General features: G+C 43.9%; 18 protein-coding genes. 15 read left to right on the top strand and 3 right to left on the bottom strand.

Annotation, left to right across the window (positions count from 1 at the left end; translation table 11 throughout):
- Positions 1-60 precede the first annotated feature (60 nt).
- The 6 genes from BXY41_RS11200 to BXY41_RS11175 are packed head-to-tail and all read left to right on the top strand — an operon-like array spanning position 61 to position 6,323.
- Positions 61-1,269 carry a pyridoxal phosphate-dependent aminotransferase gene (locus BXY41_RS11200; protein WP_104436927.1) on the top strand — a complete coding sequence of 403 codons (1,209 nt, stop codon included), beginning with the start codon at positions 61-63 and terminating at the stop codon, positions 1,267-1,269.
- Entirely contained in the window at positions 1,266-2,318 is a 1,053-nt protein-coding gene (gene hisC / locus BXY41_RS11195) for a histidinol-phosphate transaminase (protein WP_104436926.1), read from the top strand. The genes BXY41_RS11200 and hisC overlap by 4 nt, the downstream gene beginning before the upstream one ends.
- Positions 2,319-2,372: 54 nt before the next feature.
- On the top strand, positions 2,373-3,503 hold the full coding sequence (ytvI, locus tag BXY41_RS11190; RefSeq protein ID WP_104436925.1) for a sporulation integral membrane protein YtvI: 1,131 nt from the start codon (positions 2,373-2,375) through the stop codon (positions 3,501-3,503).
- Between the two features lie 26 nt (positions 3,504-3,529).
- Positions 3,530-4,489 carry a glycoside hydrolase family 25 protein gene (locus tag BXY41_RS11185; protein ID WP_104436924.1) on the top strand — a complete coding sequence of 320 codons (960 nt, stop codon included), beginning with the start codon at positions 3,530-3,532 and terminating at the stop codon, positions 4,487-4,489.
- 11 nt (positions 4,490-4,500) lie between these two features.
- Entirely contained in the window at positions 4,501-5,868 is a 1,368-nt protein-coding gene (locus BXY41_RS11180; protein WP_104437102.1) for an MATE family efflux transporter, read from the top strand.
- A gap of 59 nt (positions 5,869-5,927) precedes the next feature.
- On the top strand, positions 5,928-6,323 hold the full coding sequence (locus BXY41_RS11175) for a NifB/NifX family molybdenum-iron cluster-binding protein (protein ID WP_104436923.1): 396 nt from the start codon (positions 5,928-5,930) through the stop codon (positions 6,321-6,323).
- Between the two features lie 75 nt (positions 6,324-6,398).
- Here the strand turns inward: BXY41_RS11175 and BXY41_RS11170 are convergent, their stop codons facing one another.
- Genes BXY41_RS11170 through BXY41_RS11160 form a run of 3 tightly spaced genes read right to left on the bottom strand, consistent with a single transcriptional unit; the run spans position 6,399 to position 8,812 of the window.
- A complete protein-coding gene (locus tag BXY41_RS11170) occupies positions 6,399-7,184 on the bottom strand; it encodes an ABC transporter permease (RefSeq protein WP_104436922.1) in 786 nt (261 codons plus the stop codon).
- A gap of 12 nt (positions 7,185-7,196) precedes the next feature.
- Positions 7,197-8,000, bottom strand: a complete 804-nt coding sequence (locus tag BXY41_RS11165; protein WP_104436921.1) for an ABC transporter permease — start codon at positions 7,998-8,000, stop codon at positions 7,197-7,199.
- An 11-nt stretch (positions 8,001-8,011) separates the two neighbouring features.
- On the bottom strand, positions 8,012-8,812 hold the full coding sequence (locus BXY41_RS11160; protein ID WP_104436920.1) for an ABC transporter ATP-binding protein: 801 nt from the start codon (positions 8,810-8,812) through the stop codon (positions 8,012-8,014).
- 362 nt (positions 8,813-9,174) lie between these two features.
- Between BXY41_RS11160 and BXY41_RS11155 the strand changes: the two genes are divergently transcribed.
- The 9 genes from BXY41_RS11155 to BXY41_RS11115 all read left to right on the top strand — a co-directional run bounded on the left by BXY41_RS11155 (position 9,175) and on the right by BXY41_RS11115 (position 17,386).
- Entirely contained in the window at positions 9,175-9,555 is a 381-nt protein-coding gene (locus BXY41_RS11155; RefSeq protein WP_104436919.1) for an ArsR/SmtB family transcription factor, read from the top strand.
- 39 nt (positions 9,556-9,594) lie between these two features.
- Positions 9,595-9,819, top strand: coding sequence for a cation transporter (locus BXY41_RS11150; RefSeq protein WP_104436918.1), 225 nt, complete (start codon positions 9,595-9,597; stop codon positions 9,817-9,819).
- Positions 9,820-9,834: 15 nt separating this feature from the next.
- Entirely contained in the window at positions 9,835-11,712 is a 1,878-nt protein-coding gene (locus BXY41_RS11145; RefSeq protein ID WP_104436917.1) for a heavy metal translocating P-type ATPase, read from the top strand.
- Positions 11,713-11,931: 219 nt separating this feature from the next.
- A complete protein-coding gene (glnA, locus tag BXY41_RS11140) occupies positions 11,932-13,269 on the top strand; it encodes a type I glutamate--ammonia ligase (RefSeq protein ID WP_104436916.1) in 1,338 nt (445 codons plus the stop codon).
- 42 nt (positions 13,270-13,311) lie between these two features.
- Complete coding sequence (locus BXY41_RS11135; protein ID WP_104436915.1) at positions 13,312-13,860, top strand: ANTAR domain-containing response regulator; 549 nt, start codon at positions 13,312-13,314, stop codon at positions 13,858-13,860.
- Between the two features lie 15 nt (positions 13,861-13,875).
- The gene (dapF, locus tag BXY41_RS11130) at positions 13,876-14,688 is read left to right on the top strand and encodes a diaminopimelate epimerase (RefSeq protein ID WP_104436914.1); all 813 of its coding nucleotides are present in this window, start codon (positions 13,876-13,878) and stop codon (positions 14,686-14,688) included.
- A gap of 15 nt (positions 14,689-14,703) precedes the next feature.
- Entirely contained in the window at positions 14,704-15,933 is a 1,230-nt protein-coding gene (locus BXY41_RS11125) for an LL-diaminopimelate aminotransferase (RefSeq protein WP_104436913.1), read from the top strand.
- Positions 15,934-16,067: 134 nt separating this feature from the next.
- On the top strand, positions 16,068-16,523 hold the full coding sequence (locus BXY41_RS11120) for an Lrp/AsnC family transcriptional regulator (RefSeq protein WP_104436912.1): 456 nt from the start codon (positions 16,068-16,070) through the stop codon (positions 16,521-16,523).
- 80 nt (positions 16,524-16,603) lie between these two features.
- Positions 16,604-17,386 (top strand): N-acetylmuramoyl-L-alanine amidase, encoded by a 783-nt coding sequence (locus BXY41_RS11115; RefSeq protein WP_104436911.1) that lies wholly within the window; start codon positions 16,604-16,606, stop codon positions 17,384-17,386.
- Positions 17,387-17,419: the final 33 nt, after the last annotated feature.

Below are 17,419 nucleotides of genomic sequence, written 5' to 3'. Positions count from 1 at the left end.
TTTTTTCATATGTGTTATAATCCACGTAAACCATTTCAGGATAAAGGAAGGAATAATGATATGATAGCAGACAAGATGAGACCCCTTGTAGAAAACAATTCCGCCATCCGCGCCATGTTCGAAGAGGGAAAGAAGATGGCTGCCGAATATGGTGCAGAAAATGTCTATGATTTCAGCCTCGGTAATCCCAACGTACCTGCACCGGATGCAGTAAAGCAGGCAATCCTTGATATTATGAATGAGGAAGAATCAACCATGGTTCATGGATATATGAGCAATGCAGGTTTTGATGACGTAAGAGAAGGCATCGCACAGTCCATCAACCGAAGGTTCGGGACTCATTTTCATGGAGGCAATCTCCTTATGACGGTAGGGGCCGCCAGCGGTCTGAACGTGATTTTAAAGACCATATTAGATCCTGGTGATGAGGTAATCGTATTCGCACCCTATTTTATGGAATATGGTTCTTACGTACGTAATTATGACGGCGTGCTTACTGTTGTTCCTCCCAATACAGAAACTTTTCAGCCAAATCTCCTGGAATTTGAAAGCAGAATCACAAACAGGACTAAGGCAGTCATTATAAATACTCCCAATAATCCAACCGGCGTGGTTTATTCTTCTGAAACCCTTCGGGAGATTGGTGCCATTCTGGAGCGGAAAGAAAAAGAGTATGGATCTTCCATACTCCTGATTTCAGATGAGCCTTACAGAGAGCTTGCTTATGACGGTGTTGAGGTTCCTTATGTGACGCTGTTTTACAGAAATACAGTGGTCTGCTATTCCTACAGCAAATCCTTATCTCTGCCAGGGGAAAGAATCGGCTATCTGGTCATTCCTGATGAGGTGGAGGATTCAAAGGCTGTGATTGCGGCCGCCAGCATTTCAAACCGTGTTCTGGGATGTGTCAATGCTCCGTCTCTGATGCAGAGGGTGATTCTTCGCTGCGTGGATGAAAAAGTGAACTTGTCTGCTTATAATAAAAACAGGGAACTTCTCTACAACCGTTTAACAGAATACGGATTTGAATGTATTAAACCGGAAGGTGCGTTTTATCTGTTTATAAAAACTCCGGAAGATGACAAACTGTTTTGTGAATATTGTAAAAAACACCGGGTTCTTCTGGTGCAGGGAAGTGCTTTTGCATGTCCTGGTTACGCGCGGATTGCTTATTGTGTATCTTATGAACAGATTGAACGTTCACTTCCTGCATTCCATGAGATTGCACAGGAATATGGACTTACCGCAGACAGGGAGGGCATAAGATGAAAGCATGGCAGGCGAATATCCGGACAGTAACCCCATATGTTCCAGGCGAACAGCCAAAGGGCGGGAACTTAATTAAACTGAATACCAATGAAAATCCTTATCCTCCGTCACCTCTGGTAAAAAAAGCCATTGATGAGATGGATTATGATACGTTCCGCAAATATCCGGATCCGTCTTCTACCGTTCTGACAAAGGCACTGTGTGAATATTATCAGATGGAGGAAGATGAGATTTTTGTGGGAGTCGGGTCTGATGATGTGATTGCCATGTCATTTCTCACATTTTTTAATTCTGAAAAACCAGTCTTATTTCCCGATGTGTCGTATTCCTTCTATCAGGTATGGGCGGAGCTGTTCCATATTCCTTTTGAGACACCTGTTCTGAATGAGCATTTTCTCATTCGTAAGGAAGATTATTATAAAGAGAATGGGGGAATCATATTTCCGAACCCCAACGCACCCACTGGCGTATTTATGCCATTAAGTGAAGTGGAAGACATCATTGCCCACAATCAGGAGTCGGTTGTGATTGTGGATGAAGCTTACATTGATTTCGGCGGTGAAAGTGCGGCCGGGCTGATTAAAAAATATGAGAATCTTCTGGTAGTGCAGACCTTTAGCAAATCCAGGTCTATGGCAGGAATGCGGATTGGTTTTGCAATGGGTAACAAAGAACTGATACGGGCTTTAAACGATGTAAAGTATTCTTATAATTCCTATACTATGAATATGCCAGCCCAGGTTCTGGGAGCGGAAGCGGTAAAGGATGACTGTTATTTCAGACAGACGGTTGAAAAAATTATAACCACAAGAGAGAAAGCGAAAGAACGTCTCAGCGAACTTGGGTTTGTATTTCCTGATTCCATGACTAATTTTATTTTTGCCAGTCATAAGGAGAAAAAAGCGGAAGATATTTACCTGGCGCTGAGAGAAAAACAGATTTTCGTTCGTTACTTTAAACAGCCAAGGCTTGATAATTATTTAAGGATCACCATTGGTACGGATGAGGAGATGGAAAAGCTTTATGATTTCCTGGAGAAATTTCTTTGATCAGACTATTTATCACTTGGACTTTTTCGGGTATTATAAAGACAGGAGATAAGCATGGAATTTGTAAAAAAATATAGCAGAATTTTATTAAATATTATTATCCCTATTATGTTTACTTATTTAATCTGCATCTGGGGACCAAGAATACTGAATTTCTTTCTTCCATTCGTAATTGGCTGGGTGATTTCAGTCATTGCCAATCCTCTGGTGCGTTTGCTGGAGAAACGCCTGAAGCTGGTGAGAAAGCACAGCTCTGTGCTGATTGTGGTGGCAGTACTGGCTCTTATTATTGGTGCTTTTTATTTAATCATATCAAAACTGATTTCGGAAGCAGCAGGATTTGTGAAAGATATCCCCCTTTACTATGATTCGGCCTGGGTGGAGGTTCAGAAGATGCTTCTGACAGCAGAAAATCTGCTGCGTTTTCTTCCCAGTGGAATTCAGGATTCGGTGAATGTATTTGTAACACATATTGGAGAATATTTAAATGTTATGGTGCAGAAGATCGCATCGCCCACCTTTATGGCTGCGGGCAATGTGGTAAAGAGTATTCCTGCAGCATTGGTTTACACGGTTGTAACCATATTTTCTTCCTATATTTTTATTGTGGACCGGGATAAAATTCTTGTTATTTTAGACCGGTATACTCCTGATGGATTTTCCGAATATTATAATTATCTGAAAAAGGATGTAAAACGTCTGGTAGGAGGCTACTTTCTTGCTCAGTTTAAGATCATGTTCATTATCGCAGGTGTACTGGCAGCAGGATTTCTGGTTCTGGGAGTGAAGTATGCACTTTTGCTTGCTGTCATTATTGCCATTCTTGATTTCCTTCCTATCCTTGGGACTGGAACCATCCTGATTCCCTGGGCGATTCTTAGGATTGTTTCAGGAGAATATGCCTTTGGCGTAGGTCTGATTGTGATTTACGTACTGACACTGGTATTAAGACAGATCATTCAGCCGAAGATCGTAGGAGATACCATGGGTCTTGATCCGTTAATGACATTATTATTTTTATATCTGGGATTTAAAATAAGCGGGATTGCCGGAATGATACTGGCTGTTCCCATTGGAATGCTGGTGATCAGCATTTATAAGTTCGGTGCCTTCGACCGGTTCTTTTACAGCATAAAGACCTTGGTTCAAGACATCGATGGATTTCGAAAAGAGAAAGATGATTAGATTAAAAGCAGTAATTGGAGGATACAATGAAAAAAAACATAAGATTGAGGATCGCCGCTTATCTGATTGCCTGTCTTATGGCTTCTGAGGCATTTGCTACCCCTTTAAATGGTTATTCGGCAGAAGCCTGGAAACTGGAGAATGGACAATATATCGATGCATCCGGTAATCCCATTACAGGAGTTTTAGCAAAGGGAATTACAGTGACCAAATACCAGAACAGACAGAATGAGGCAAACGGTGGGATTGACTGGAAGAAGGTGGCAGAGGACGGAGTTTCTTTTGCCATGGTGCGGATCGGTTACCTCAATGATATGGACCCCTATTTCTCAGAGAATATGAAGCATGCTTCGGAAAACGGTCTTAAGACCGGGGTATTTTTTTATACCCAGGCGCTTGATACCCAGACTGCAGTGGAAGAGGCCAGGTATGTGCTGCGTCAGGTTAAGGATTACCGGATATCTTATCCCATCGCCTATGATGTGGAATCCCAGTATCTGCTTGATAATAAGCTTTCTAAACAGCAGATTACGGATAATATCAATGCATTCTGCAAAACCATTGCAGATGCAGGCTATCGTCCCATTGTCTATGCAAATAATAAATGGCTGTCTCTTCATATCGATATGAGCCAGGTTCCATATGATGTATGGTATGCCAGATACGGAACGGTCAATGATTATCAAAACAGAACCATCTGGCAGTGTACGGATAAAGGAAGAGTGGCAGGAATTGATGGAGATGTTACGATCGAATTATCCTTTGCAGATTACGGTTCCATGATTCCGTCAGATGGCTTTAAAACCATTGATGGGGAACGGTATTACATGAAAAATTATGAAAGACAGACCGGCTGGATTCAACCGGATGGAGTGTGGTATTATCTGGATTCCAATGGAATGGTAGTTCATGATAAGACCATGGTAATAGACAATGTATCTTATACCTTTGGTTCGCAGGGAGAGATAACAAATCAGTCAAAATAATGGAGTTACAGGTGAAAAAAGAAAACGATTTAAATTCAGATCATATAAAAGGGCTGGTATGGAGGCTTGCGGTACCCTCCATGCTGGCTCAGTTTGTCAGTGTATTATATAGTATCGTAGACCGTATGTATATTGGAAATATCCCGGCGATCGGGGAAGTCGCCCTGGCAGGAGTTGGAATCTGCGGTCCCATTGTGACCCTGATTTCTTCTTTTGCTTTTTTGGTGGGAGCAGGAGGATCTCCCCTTATGAGCATTCGACTGGGAGAAAAAAACCAGAGAGCTGCCAGCCAGATTCTGGCCAACTGCTTTTTGCTCTTATTGATTTTTTCCGTTCTTATCACTGCAGTATCCTTTCTGTTGAAAGACCGCCTTCTCATGTGGTTTGGCGCGGGGAAGACCGTATTTCCCTATGCAGATGAATATCTTACCGTATATCTTACCGGGACCGTGTTTGCATTGCTTTCTGCAGGATTAAATCCGTTCATTGTAAGCCAGGGATATGCCGGCACAGCCATGAAATCCGTTCTCTGTGGAGCGGTGAGCAATATAATCCTGGACCCTATTTTCATTTTTGTTTTCGGAATGGGGGTAAAAGGTGCTGCTATCGCAACCGTACTGTCCCAGGTGATATCCTGTATCTATGTTCTTCGGTTTCTTTTTGGAAAAATCCCTCCCATTCGCATAACCTTTCAGGGGTATGACTCAGAGGTGATGAAGAGAATCCTTACACTGGGGCTTTCCCCGTTCCTTATCATTGCATTTGATAACGTGCTTATCATTTCCTTAAATACAGTGATCATGCATTTTGGGGGTGAGGGCAGTGCAGAAAAGCTTCTCACCTGTATGACCATTGTGCAAAGCTTTATGTTAATGGTAACCATGCCTCTTGGAGGTATTACAACAGGAACCCAGACCATTCTGGGTTATAATTTAGGGGCAGGAAGACCGGAGCGGATCAGGCAGGCAGAGCGCTATATTGCTCTTCTTGCAGTTGGTTTTACCACAGTAATGTTCCTGATTGCCCATACGGTTCCTCAGATCTTTGTACATATTTTTACCAGGGATCAATCCTATGTTGATCTGACTGTCAGCGGGATAAAGATCTATACCATGGGGATAATCCCTCTGGCACTACAGTACGTAATTGTAGACGGATTCACCGGTCTGGGAGCTGCAAAGGCAGCAATTTCCCTATCCATGTTCCGAAAGACAATTTTCCTTCTTGGAGCGGTATTATTGCCTGCATGGCTGGGGGTTAATTATATTTTTTACACAGAGCCAATCTCAGATTTCATAAGCGTAATGGTATCCATACTGGTTTTTACAACTTTGTTTGGACGAATCATACAGAAAGGGACAAAAGTTATTGACATATGACGAAAATAATTCTATGATATCCATAGTGAGTCATTGACTAAATAACAGGAGGTCTTGCTATGAAAATTGCGGTTACTTATGACAGAGGTAATGTATTTCAGCATTTTGGACAAACCACACAGTTTAAAATCTATGAGGTGGAAGACCAACATGTAATATCACAGGATGTTGCGGATACCAATGGAGACGGTCACGGTGCCCTGGCAGGTTTTCTGACCAGACTGGGTGTAAAAACTCTTATTTGCGGAGGGATTGGAGCAGGAGCGAGAAATGCACTGTCAGAAGCTGGAATTAAGTTATATCCGGGAGTGGAAGGAAATGCTGATGAGGCGGTAAATTCCCTGCTGTCAGGAAGCCTTCAGTTTGATCCTGAGACACAATGCAGCCATCATCATGAGGGAGGTGAAGATCACGATTGTGGTCATCACCATCATGGAGAGAGCTGCCATGATTAATGCAACAAAACATATGGGATAATAAAAATGCATCTCCGCGGACTGTAAAAGCCGCGGGGATGCATTTTTATTGAATCAGGAGCCGGTGGACTGATAGTGCCTTAACCCTAATTTCCATAAAAGAAATGCAGGAATGAGAAAAAGGGCACTAAACAGTGGCAGCAGGCTGTACCACAGGTTGTCTGACTTTCCTGTCAGATATAAAAAAGGATAATACTGGAACAGAGCAAAGGGAACCAGGTAAGTACAGATAAAAAGAACGGTTTTCCCATAGATCCCGATGGGATACTTTCCATATTCCCTGGCTCCGTCTGTAAATACATTCATAAATTCCAGTCCCTCCAGAGTAAAAAAGCATAAGCATGCAAAAATCAGGTAAATGGCTCCAAAAACACAGACGCCTCCTAAAATCATCAATACTACCAGAATGCACCGAAGGGGTGTCCAGTTTATGGAGCTGTAGCAAATCCCATAAACCAGCATGACAACAGCCTGAATCAGCCGTCCGAATCTGGTTAAGTCCACCTTGCTGCAAAGAACCAGAAACAGACTGTTTTTCGGACGGAGTAAAATACGGTCAAATTCTCCGTTTCCAATTATGGTTTCAAATGTATCCAGACTTCGGAAAACGGTTTCTGCCAGTGTAAAAGCCATAAGAGTAATGGAAAAACACAAAAGTACCTCGCTGTAAGAGAATCCGTTCACCTGGTGGAAACGGGTCATCATAAAATAGACTCCTAAAAAGACATTAAAGGAGATTAAAAACTGCCCGATTAATGTTATAAAAAATGAAACTTTGTGCTGCATCATGCTTTTTAAATGCATGAGAAAAAAAATAAAGTAAAGCCTGACTGAATTCATGGTATCCTCCTTTCAACCGCCCTGTATGACAACCCGTTTTAAAGCCCGCTTTTCTAAATACCGTCCGATGAGTACAAATGCAAACAGCCAGAATGTCTGTTTTAAGATGCTGATGGTAAGATCAGGTCCAGTTATATCACCGGCAAAAATCCGGAACGGAACATTCTGTGCGGAGGCAAAAGGTAGTAATTCCACAATCGTCCGTACATGGTCGGGAAGAAAGGGAAGCGGTATAACGGAACCGCTTAAAAATTCCGCCAGCGAGGTAACAAACAGTTTAATCCCCTGTGAGGAAACGGTGTAAAATACGGACATATAAACAATCATGTTAAAGGCCACAATGAGAAGCAGTCCCAGTGTCATGGACAAAATTGTAACTGCCCAGATTTTCACATCTCCCGGCAGCGTAAGTCCGTAGGGAGCAGGAAGAAACCAGGAAAATATCAGGATGGGCATGCAGCGCAGCACCGCTTTGGAAAGCCGGACTGCCAGACCTCTGACAAACCACATATCGTAAAGGCGGACCGGACGGCATAATTCATAGGCCACATCTCCGGTCGTGATGGAATTGAAAAGCTCTGATTCCCAGAACCAGACCATATAAAGAGCAAGAAATGCCTGCTGGAGCCACACATAAGTGGACAGCGCTTCAAAGGTCATGGGGAAGCTTTCGGGGGAAGCCTGATAAAACGCCCGGAATAAAAGGATCTCCATGGATCCCCATACAAATTGCGTCACCATTCCGGAAAGGGCGGCAGTGCGGTATTGCAATCCCCGAATAAAACGGATGCGGAAAAAAGACCAGTATTTTTTCATCTTGCCCCCTCCTAAATCTGAAATTCCCGGTAAAGGGAGGCGACAATCTCATCCAGGGTGGCGCATGGGGGCTCACACCGGGATTTCAAATCGGAAAGAGTTCCGTCCAATAAAAGCCGGCCTTTCCCAATCAGCAGAACCCTGTCTGCAAGTGCATCAATGTCCTGCATGTCATGGGTGGTAAGAAGCACTGTGGTTTTGTGGATCCGGTTCAGCTTTCTGATAAAATCCCGGACTGCCAGCTTTGATACGGCATCCAGTCCAATGGTTGGTTCATCAAGAAAAAGGATCTTTGGGGTATGGAGAAGAGAGGCTGCGATTTCACAGCGCATGCGCTGACCCAGAGAAAGCTGTCTTGCCGGAGTTTTAATAATCTCTTCCAGTGCAAGAAGATCAATGAGCTCTTCTAATGTAGTTAAGTACTGGTTTCTGGGGATTTCGTAGATGTCGCGGAGCAGTTCAAAGGAATCAATTACAGGAACATCCCACCAAAGCTGGGTGCGCTGACCGAATACAACGCCGATGTCCTTTACATGTTCCCTTCTGTCCTTCCATGGAATCCGGCCGTTAATCAGGCATGACCCATGATCCGGAGTTAAAATGCCGCTTAAAATTTTAATGGTGGAGCTTTTTCCGGCACCGTTGGGGCCAATATAGCCTACCATCTCTCCGTCTCCGATGGAAAAGGATATATCGGACAGAGCATGGATCGTGTCGGTCTCCTTGTGAATAAGCGCCTTTACCGCATTGGAAAATCCGGCACTTCTTCTTGTGACTTTGAACGTCTTGTTCATGTGTTCCACTTGAATCATAAAAATTCCTCCTGGTAGTAATATTTGTGAACGGTTCATTCCTGCAGCGGGCAGCTCTTTCCGTAAGAGGGAAGAGGTCTGTCATAACTGGTCAGAACGTTCTAATATCTTTCCAAGCGGTCAGTGCAGGCAATACAGCCAGCACAGCTCTCCGGAATTCCATCCGGGGACTCTACCGTGGTATCAATATTCTCTTTTCCTGAATTTAGATGTGAGTTTAGATATGGAAAAGGACTTATAGTCTATCATCATAGGAAAAAAGTGTCAATACCCTGGCAAAAGGTACTTGACAAATTATTAAAGAGTGATTAATATTAACATATGAACAGTTATTCACATATTAATATATAAGGAGGTATGAGATGGCAGAAGAAGAGAAAACCGTTCGTGACGGGGACATTGATCAGTGTGATTTTATCTGTGTCCATGAGAATGTTGTAAATCAGGTGTTAAAAGCCATGCCAAAAGAGCAGCAGCTGATGGATCTTGCAGATTTTTTTAAAATTTTTGGCGACCCAACGAGAATCAGAATTCTCTATGTGCTCAGCCAGTCCCAGATGTGTGTCTGTGATATTGCCAATCTGCTTTCCATGGGGCAGTCGGCAATTTCCCATCAGCTTCGTGTGTTAAAGCAGATGCGTCTGGTGAAATTTAAAAGAGAAGGAAAGACCGTTTTTTATTCTCTGGCAGATGGTCATATACAAACCATTCTGGCTCAGGGAATGGAGCATATCAGCGAATAAGGATTCACATTAAATAGAGAGAAAAGGAGAAGAGGAAAGATGAAAAAAATAGTTAAGTTAGAGGGCCTTTGCTGTGCAAACTGTGCAGCTAAAATTGAAGAAGAGGTTAAAAAATTAAATGGTGTGGAAAGCGCATCCTTAAGCTTTATGACCCAGAGATTAACCATGGAAGTTTTAGAAGAAAAAGTGGATGAGATTATGGAAGCAGCCAGAAAAACAGCCTATAAGATTGAACCGGAAGCAGAATTTAAAGTTCTTCGGTAAGCAAAAGGAGCAGTTATGACAAAGAAACAGAAAATCATGGGAATCAGACTGGTCATAAGTGCCGTATTCTTTGCTCTTGCCATGGCAGCCGAGGGAAAAGTTTTCTGGTATTGGATCTTATTTATAATCTCTTACCTGGCTGCAGGTTATGATATCCCCTTACGAGCAGTCAGAAATATAAAAAACGGTCAGTTCTTTGATGAAAACTTTTTAATGTCAGTGGCAACCTTTGGTGCAATCGGGATCGGAGCTCTGGAAGAAGCAGTGGGTGTTATGCTGTTTTATCAGATCGGTGAGCTGTTTAACGATTATGCAGTAAACAGGTCAAGAAAATCCATAACAGATCTTATGGACATTAACCCGGAATATGCCAATCTGCTTCGTGATGGAGCGGAGGAGAAGGTAGATCCCTATGAGGTGGAAGTTGACGATATCATCGTAGTAAAGCCAGGAGAAAAAGTGCCCCTTGACGGAGTTGTGGTAAAAGGCAGCAGCAGTCTTGATACCAAAGCATTAACCGGGGAATCCATGCCTGTGGAGATCAAAGAGAATGAACCGGTTATAAGCGGATCCATCAATCTGAACGGTGTTTTGGAGGTTCGTGTTACCAGACTTTTTGATGATTCCACGGTTGCCAAGATTCTGGAACTGGTGGAGAACGCCAGCTCGAGAAAGGCCAGGGCAGAAAACTTTATCACCAGATTTGCAAGAGTCTATACGCCAGTCGTCGTAGTGCTTGCCTTAATGCTTGGAGTTATTCCGCCTTTATTCACCGGCGACTGGGGAACCTGGATTTACCGTGCCTGCAGCTTTTTAGTTGTTTCCTGTCCCTGTGCACTGGTAATATCCGTTCCATTAAGCTTTTTTGGAGGACTTGGAGCGGCCTCTGGGCAGGGAATTCTGTTAAAGGGTAGCAACTATCTGGAAGCCATGGCAAATCTGGATACAGTGGTTTTTGATAAAACAGGAACGTTAACAACCGGAAAATTCCAGGTTACCAGTGTGGATCCGCTTGCGGGAACAAAAGAAGAGCTCTTAGAGCTTGCTGCCTATGGTGAATTTCATTCCAATCACCCAATTGCCCATTCGGTAAAAGAAGCTTACGGGAAAGCGCTTGATCCGTCAATGGTAGGGGCTGCGGAAGAAATTGCAGGATTTGGAGTAAAAACAAGCGTTTATACACAGAATAAGGAAACAGAACTTTATATTGGGAATGCCAGACTCATGGAAAGACAGGGAATTGCTGTAAATGCAGCAGATTCCATGGCAGGAACAACGCTTTATATAGCAGATAAGAACACGTATCTGGGCAGTGTAACCATTTCAGATACCATCAGGGAAGATGTTCCGCAAGCTTTAAAGGGCTTAAGGGCAGCTGGAGTGAAAAAGCTGGTGATGCTTACCGGCGACAAACCTGAGGTTGGAAAACTGGTGGGAGAAAAGCTTGGACTTGATGAGGTTCATGGAGGTCTTCTTCCCGGTGATAAAGTAGGTAAGGTGGAAGAGCTGCTGACTAAGAAACATAAGGATGCAGCGCTGGCATTTGTTGGAGACGGAATCAACGATGCACCGGTTCTTGCCCGTGCCGATGTAGGAATTGCCATGGGGCAGATTGGCTCTGATGCAGCCGTGGAAGCAGCAGACGTGGTAATCATGACCGATGAGCTTACGAAATTGGTTGATACAATCCTGATTGCCAGAAAAACTGTGGGAATTGTAAAGCAGAATATTATTTTTGCCATCGGTGTGAAGGTGCTGATTCTGATTCTTTCAGCAGCAGGAATTGCTACCATGTGGGCTGCTGTTTTTGGAGATGTAGGCGTTTCTGTGCTGGCGATCTTAAATGCAGTCCGGGCGCTCCGGTATCAAAACAGGAATGAAAAAACACATTGACAAATTTTTTTTAAGCTGTTATATTTTACACATATGACGGGGTGGTGCGAAGATGGTCCATGAAGTGAGGCTGTGTTTGCCCACCCTTTTTCCAGGTATTATTATCTTCAGGAACCTCGTTCCCCATAGAGCAGAGACGCTTTGCAAGGATCGCATAAGTGGCAAAGAGTCCCATAAGGCGGGGCTCTTTATTCAATCATGAGAAAAGGAGAGTGTTTTATGAGCAAGTACAGCAAAGAAGATATTTTCCGCATTGTGGAAGAAGAAGATGTGGAATTTATCCGTCTTCAGTTTACCGATATATTCGGCATGTTAAAAAATGTTGCAATCACAAAGAATATGCTGGGAAAAGCCCTGGATAACCGCTGTATGTTTGATGGTTCTTCCATAGAGGGCTTTGTAAGAAGTGAAGAATCTGATATGTATCTCTATCCGGATCTGGATACCTTTGAGATATTCCCATGGCGTCCCCAGCAGGGGAAAGTTGCAAGGCTGATGTGCGATGTACACTGCCCGGACCAGACTCCTTTTGAAGGAGATCCCCGGTTTGTAATGAAAAAAGTATTAAAAAAAGCAAGTGATATGGGGTTTGTATTTCATGCAGGTCCGGAATGCGAATTTTTCCTTTTTCACATGGATGAGGAAGGGCAGCCCACCACAGATACCCATGAAATGGCAGGCTATTTTGATGTAGCCCCCATTGACCAGGCGGAGAATGTCCGCAGAGACATGATCCTCACTCTGGAAGAGATGGGCTTTATGATCGAGGCATCCCACCACGAGATCGCCCCGGGTCAGCATGAGATTGATTTTCAGTATGCAGAAGGTATGGTGACGGCTGATAACATCATGACATTTAAGATGGCTGTTAAGGCAATTGCAAAGCGCCACGGTCTTCATGCCACCTTTATGCCAAAACCCAAGGCTGGTGTCAATGGTTCCGGAATGCACATTAACATGTCCCTTTCTGATTTATCAGGTAAGAATATGTTTGAAGATCCGGAAGATAAGCTGGGATTAAGCCAGACGGCTTACCAGTTTATGGCAGGCATTCTTCACCATATGCAGGGAATGACTATTTTAACCAATCCTCTTGTCAATTCCTACAAACGTCTTGTTCCCGGATATGATGCTCCGGTTTATGTGGCATGGTCAGCCCGGTCCAATCGAAGCTCTATGATTAAGATTCCCTGTGCGAGAGGAGAAAGTACACGCATCGAGCTGCGCAGCCCGGATTCTGCGGTAAATCCCTATCTGGCACTTGCAGCCTGTCTGGCAGCAGGTCTTGACGGAATTGAGAAGAAGATGACTCCGCCGGAAAGCGTGGACTGCAATGGTTATTCCATGTCGGTAGAGGAGATGGCTTCAAAAGGAATTGAGCAGCTTCCGGAAACTCTGGGAGAGGCCATTGAAATGTTCCGTAAGGATGAGTTTATGAAGGAAGTGCTGGGCGAGCACATTTATACCAAATACTTAGAGGCAAAGGAAGCTGAATGGCGTATGTTCCGTGCGCAGGTAACGGACTGGGAAGTGGAAGAATACTTATACAAGTATTGATAGATCCCGTTCCCTGATACTGTTATCTGGAGGTGAGAGTGTTTGACCAATGTGATTGTGGCATTTTCAAAAGCAGAGGATGCGAAAAATATAAAGAATATTCTTATGAAAAACGGCTTTACGGTCTCGGCAGTCTGCACCTCCGGCGCTCAGACGGTAAACAGCGCAGATGAGCTGGGCAGCGGAATTGTAGTATGCGGATGCAGGTTTGCAGATATGGTATATCAGGAGCTTTATGAATGTCTTCCCAAAGGGATGCCCATGCTTCTGGTAGCGTCTCCCAGCCAGTGGAGCGGCAAGGCACCGGATGATGTGGTCTGTCTTGGTCTGCCTTTAAAGGTTCAGGATCTTTTAAGCACCTTGGAGATGATGATGGAGTCTCTGGCAAAAAGGCGGAAGAAGTTAAAGAGTCAGCCGAAGGAACGAAGCGGAGAAGAGCAGGAGCTGATTAAGCAGGCCAAGGAACTTTTAATGGAACGGAATCATATGACAGAAGCAGAAGCGCACCGTTACATTCAAAAATGCAGTATGGACAGCGGAACCAACATGGTGGAGACTGCACAGATGATCATGAGCCTTATTAATATTTAACAGTGGGGGATTAAGATGAAATTTACAAAGATGCAGGGAATCGGAAACGATTATGTGTATATCAACTGTTTTGAGGAATCCGTTGAGGATCCTGCAGAGCTTTCAAAAAAAGTCAGTGACCGGCATTTTGGAATCGGATCGGACGGTCTGATTCTGATCTGCCCGTCTAAAGTGGCAGACTGCCGTATGCGCATGTTTAACGCTGACGGTTCAGAGAGCCCCATGTGCGGCAATGGGATCCGCTGTGTGGGTAAATATGTGTTCGATCATCATCTGGTGGAAAAGACAGAGTTTGATGTGGAAACGGCAGCTGGAATCAAGCATTTAAAAGTGACTGAGGAAGATGGGAAAGCAGTCCTTTTAACGGTTGATATGGGGATCCCGGAAGTGACAAGCCAGGTATCGGAGCCTATTTGTGTGAATGGCACGGATTATGAGTTTATTGGAATTTCCATGGGCAATCCCCATGCAGTTTATTATATGGATGACATTGACAGCCTGGATTTAGAGGCAATTGGACCTGGGTTTGAACATCATAAGCGTTTTCCGGAACGTACCAACTCTGAATTTATTCAGGTTGTAAGTCCGGAGCACATCCGCATGCGGGTGTGGGAGAGAGGAAGCGGAGAGACCTGGGCATGCGGGACTGGAGCAACAGCCAGTGCAGTTGCTTCGGCGCTTTGCGGACGCACCGGCAATACGGTGAAGGTTTCATTAAAAGGCGGCAACTTAACGATTCACTGGGACAGAGAGGGAAGCGGTCACGTATTTATGACAGGTCCTGCTGTGGAAGTGTTTGCAGGAGAGTTGGACATAAATAATCTTTAAAAACAGGAGGAACCTATGGTTAAGATCAATGAAAACTACTTAAAATTACCTGGAAGTTATCTGTTTTCCACCATTGCGAAAAAGGTCAGTGCTTATATAGAGGCAAATCCCGATAAAAAGGTGATTCGTCTTGGAATTGGTGACGTAACCCAGCCCATTGCACCGGCAATTATTGAGGAGCTTCATGGAGCAGTGGATGAGATGGGGGAAGCGGGAACGTTTCACGGATATGCACCGGATCTTGGTTATGGTTTTTTAAGAGAACTGATTGCCAGTGAAGATTACATTCCAAGAGGATGTGAGATCACAGCAGATGAAATATTTGTATCCGACGGAGCGAAGAGTGACTGCGGAAATATTCAGGAAATTTTCGATCAGAACTGTAAAATCGCTGTCTGTGATCCTGTTTATCCTGTTTATGTGGATTCCAATGTCATGGCTGGAAGAACCGGTGAATATGATGAAACCACAGGGAAATGGAGCAATGTTATTTACATGCCATGTACCGCTGAGAATCATTTTATTCCAGAACTTCCAGAGGAAACTCCAGATCTTATTTACTTATGTGTTCCCAATAATCCCACCGGAACCACTCTCACCAGAGATCAGTTAAAGGTATGGGTGGATTATGCCAATGAGACAGGTGCAGTCATACTTTATGACGCCGCCTATGAATCATACATTGCTCAGGATGATGTGCCGCACTCCATCTATGAGATAGAAGGGGCCAATACCTGCGCCATTGAATTCCGCTCATTTTCCAAAAATGCCGGTTTTACCGGTGTACGTCTTGGCTTTACTGTGATCCCCAAATCTCTGGTAAGAGGCGGAGTCATGCTTCATTCTTTATGGGCAAGACGCCACGGAACCAAGTTTAACGGTGCTCCCTACATCATTCAGAAGGCTGGAACAGCGGTTTATTCCAAAGAAGGTAAGGCTCAGTTAAAAGAACAGGTGGCCTATTACATGAGAAATGCAAAGGTGATCTATGACGGATTAAAAGAAGCTGGCTGTGAAGTATATGGAGGTGTGAATGCGCCTTATATCTGGCTGCGGGTACCGGAAGGAATGACTTCCTGGGACTTCTTTGACCGGCTTTTAGAGGAAGCCAGCGTTGTGGGAACTCCTGGAAGCGGATTTGGTCCCAGCGGAGAAGGTTACTTCCGCCTTACAGCATTTGGTACCTATGAAAATACAGTGGAAGCCATTGAACGGATGAAAAAGATGCCATCCTTAATAAAATAAACGTTGACAAGTATTTGATAATTGGTTATGATATTGATAAGAAAAGATTAATAAGGTTTAAGCTTAATTTGTTAGAACAAAAGCGTTCAGTACTTTAGTGGTACTGGCGCTTTTTTTAATTCAAGGAGGAAGATATGGACGATATTGATAAGAAAATAGTGCAGACACTGCAGAAGAACGCACGGGCATCTTTAAAAAACATAGCAGAAAATACCTTTTTGTCCTCGCCTGCTGTTTCCTCCAGAATTGAAAAGCTGGAGCGGGAAAAAATCATTACCGGGTACCATGCGTCAGTGGACCCCATGAAGCTGGGATACCATATCATTGCTTTTGTAAATCTGGATGTATCACCTCTTGATAAAATCCAGTTTTATTCCTACATGGATTCCATACCCAATGTGCTGGAATGCAACTGCGTTACCGGAGATTATTCCATGCTGATTAAGGTGGCATTTCAAAGCACCATGGAGCTGGATATTTTCATCGGACAGCTCCAGAAATACGGAAAGACCAGTACTCAGATTGTCTTTTCCACACCGGTTGGTCCAAGGGGAGTGGATGTTATGGCAGAATTAGGAGAAAATGAATAAATCATAGTCTGAAATATGGTACGGAGAACACTTCTTTTACATACTTTATAGAATAGAGGTATGTGAAAGGAGTTTTTCTTTTGGCTGAGAGAAAGATCGTGGTAATAGATGCCGGTCACGGCGGTGCGGACCCGGGTGCAGTCTATAATGGGCGGCAGGAAAAAGATGATAACTTAAAACTTGCGTTAGCTGTTGGGAAAATCCTGGCAGACAACGGAGTTGATGTCAGGTATACAAGAACTGACGATACCTATAATACACCCCTGGAAAAAGCCATGATGGCCAATGATGCAGAAGCAGATTTATTCGTCTCCATTCACCGGAATGCCATGCCGGTTCCAGGAACAGGATCGGGAGTCGAAACGGTTGTTTTTGAAAACAAAGGCATTGAGGGAATGCTTGGAGCGAATATCGGAGAAGCACTTGCAGCAATGGGCTTCACCAATTTAGGAACTGTGGAGCGTCCGGGGCTTGTAGTGTTGAGAAGAACAAAGATTCCATCTGTCTTAATAGAGGTTGGGTTTATAGATAATGAAGCGGATAATTATCTTTTTGACGATCACTTTGATGAGATAGCCCAGGCAATTGCTACTGGTATTTTAAATACCATTCAGCAGCAGGAAGAAAATCAGGTTGAGTACTATCAGATACAGACGGGTGCGTTCCGGGTGCGCTCTCTGGCAGAGGACCAGGTCAATATGCTGAAATCCCAGGGATTTCCGGCTTTCGTAGTTTATGAAGATGGTTTATATAAGGTTCGAGTCGGTGCATTCCGAAATATGGACAATGCTGTTAAAATGGAGCAGGCTCTCAGGCAGCTGGGGCATAACACATTTATGGTGAAACGCCCGGCTGTGTATTGAGTCGGGGAAACAGGCCGGAAGGGGCGGTAAAGA

This window comes from Lacrimispora xylanisolvens (assembly GCF_002934545.1).
Classification (GTDB): Bacteria; Bacillota; Clostridia; order Lachnospirales; family Lachnospiraceae; genus Lacrimispora; species Lacrimispora xylanisolvens.
The sequence above is the reverse complement of the archived record's forward strand: the minus strand, read 5'-3'. Positions and strand labels throughout refer to the sequence as shown.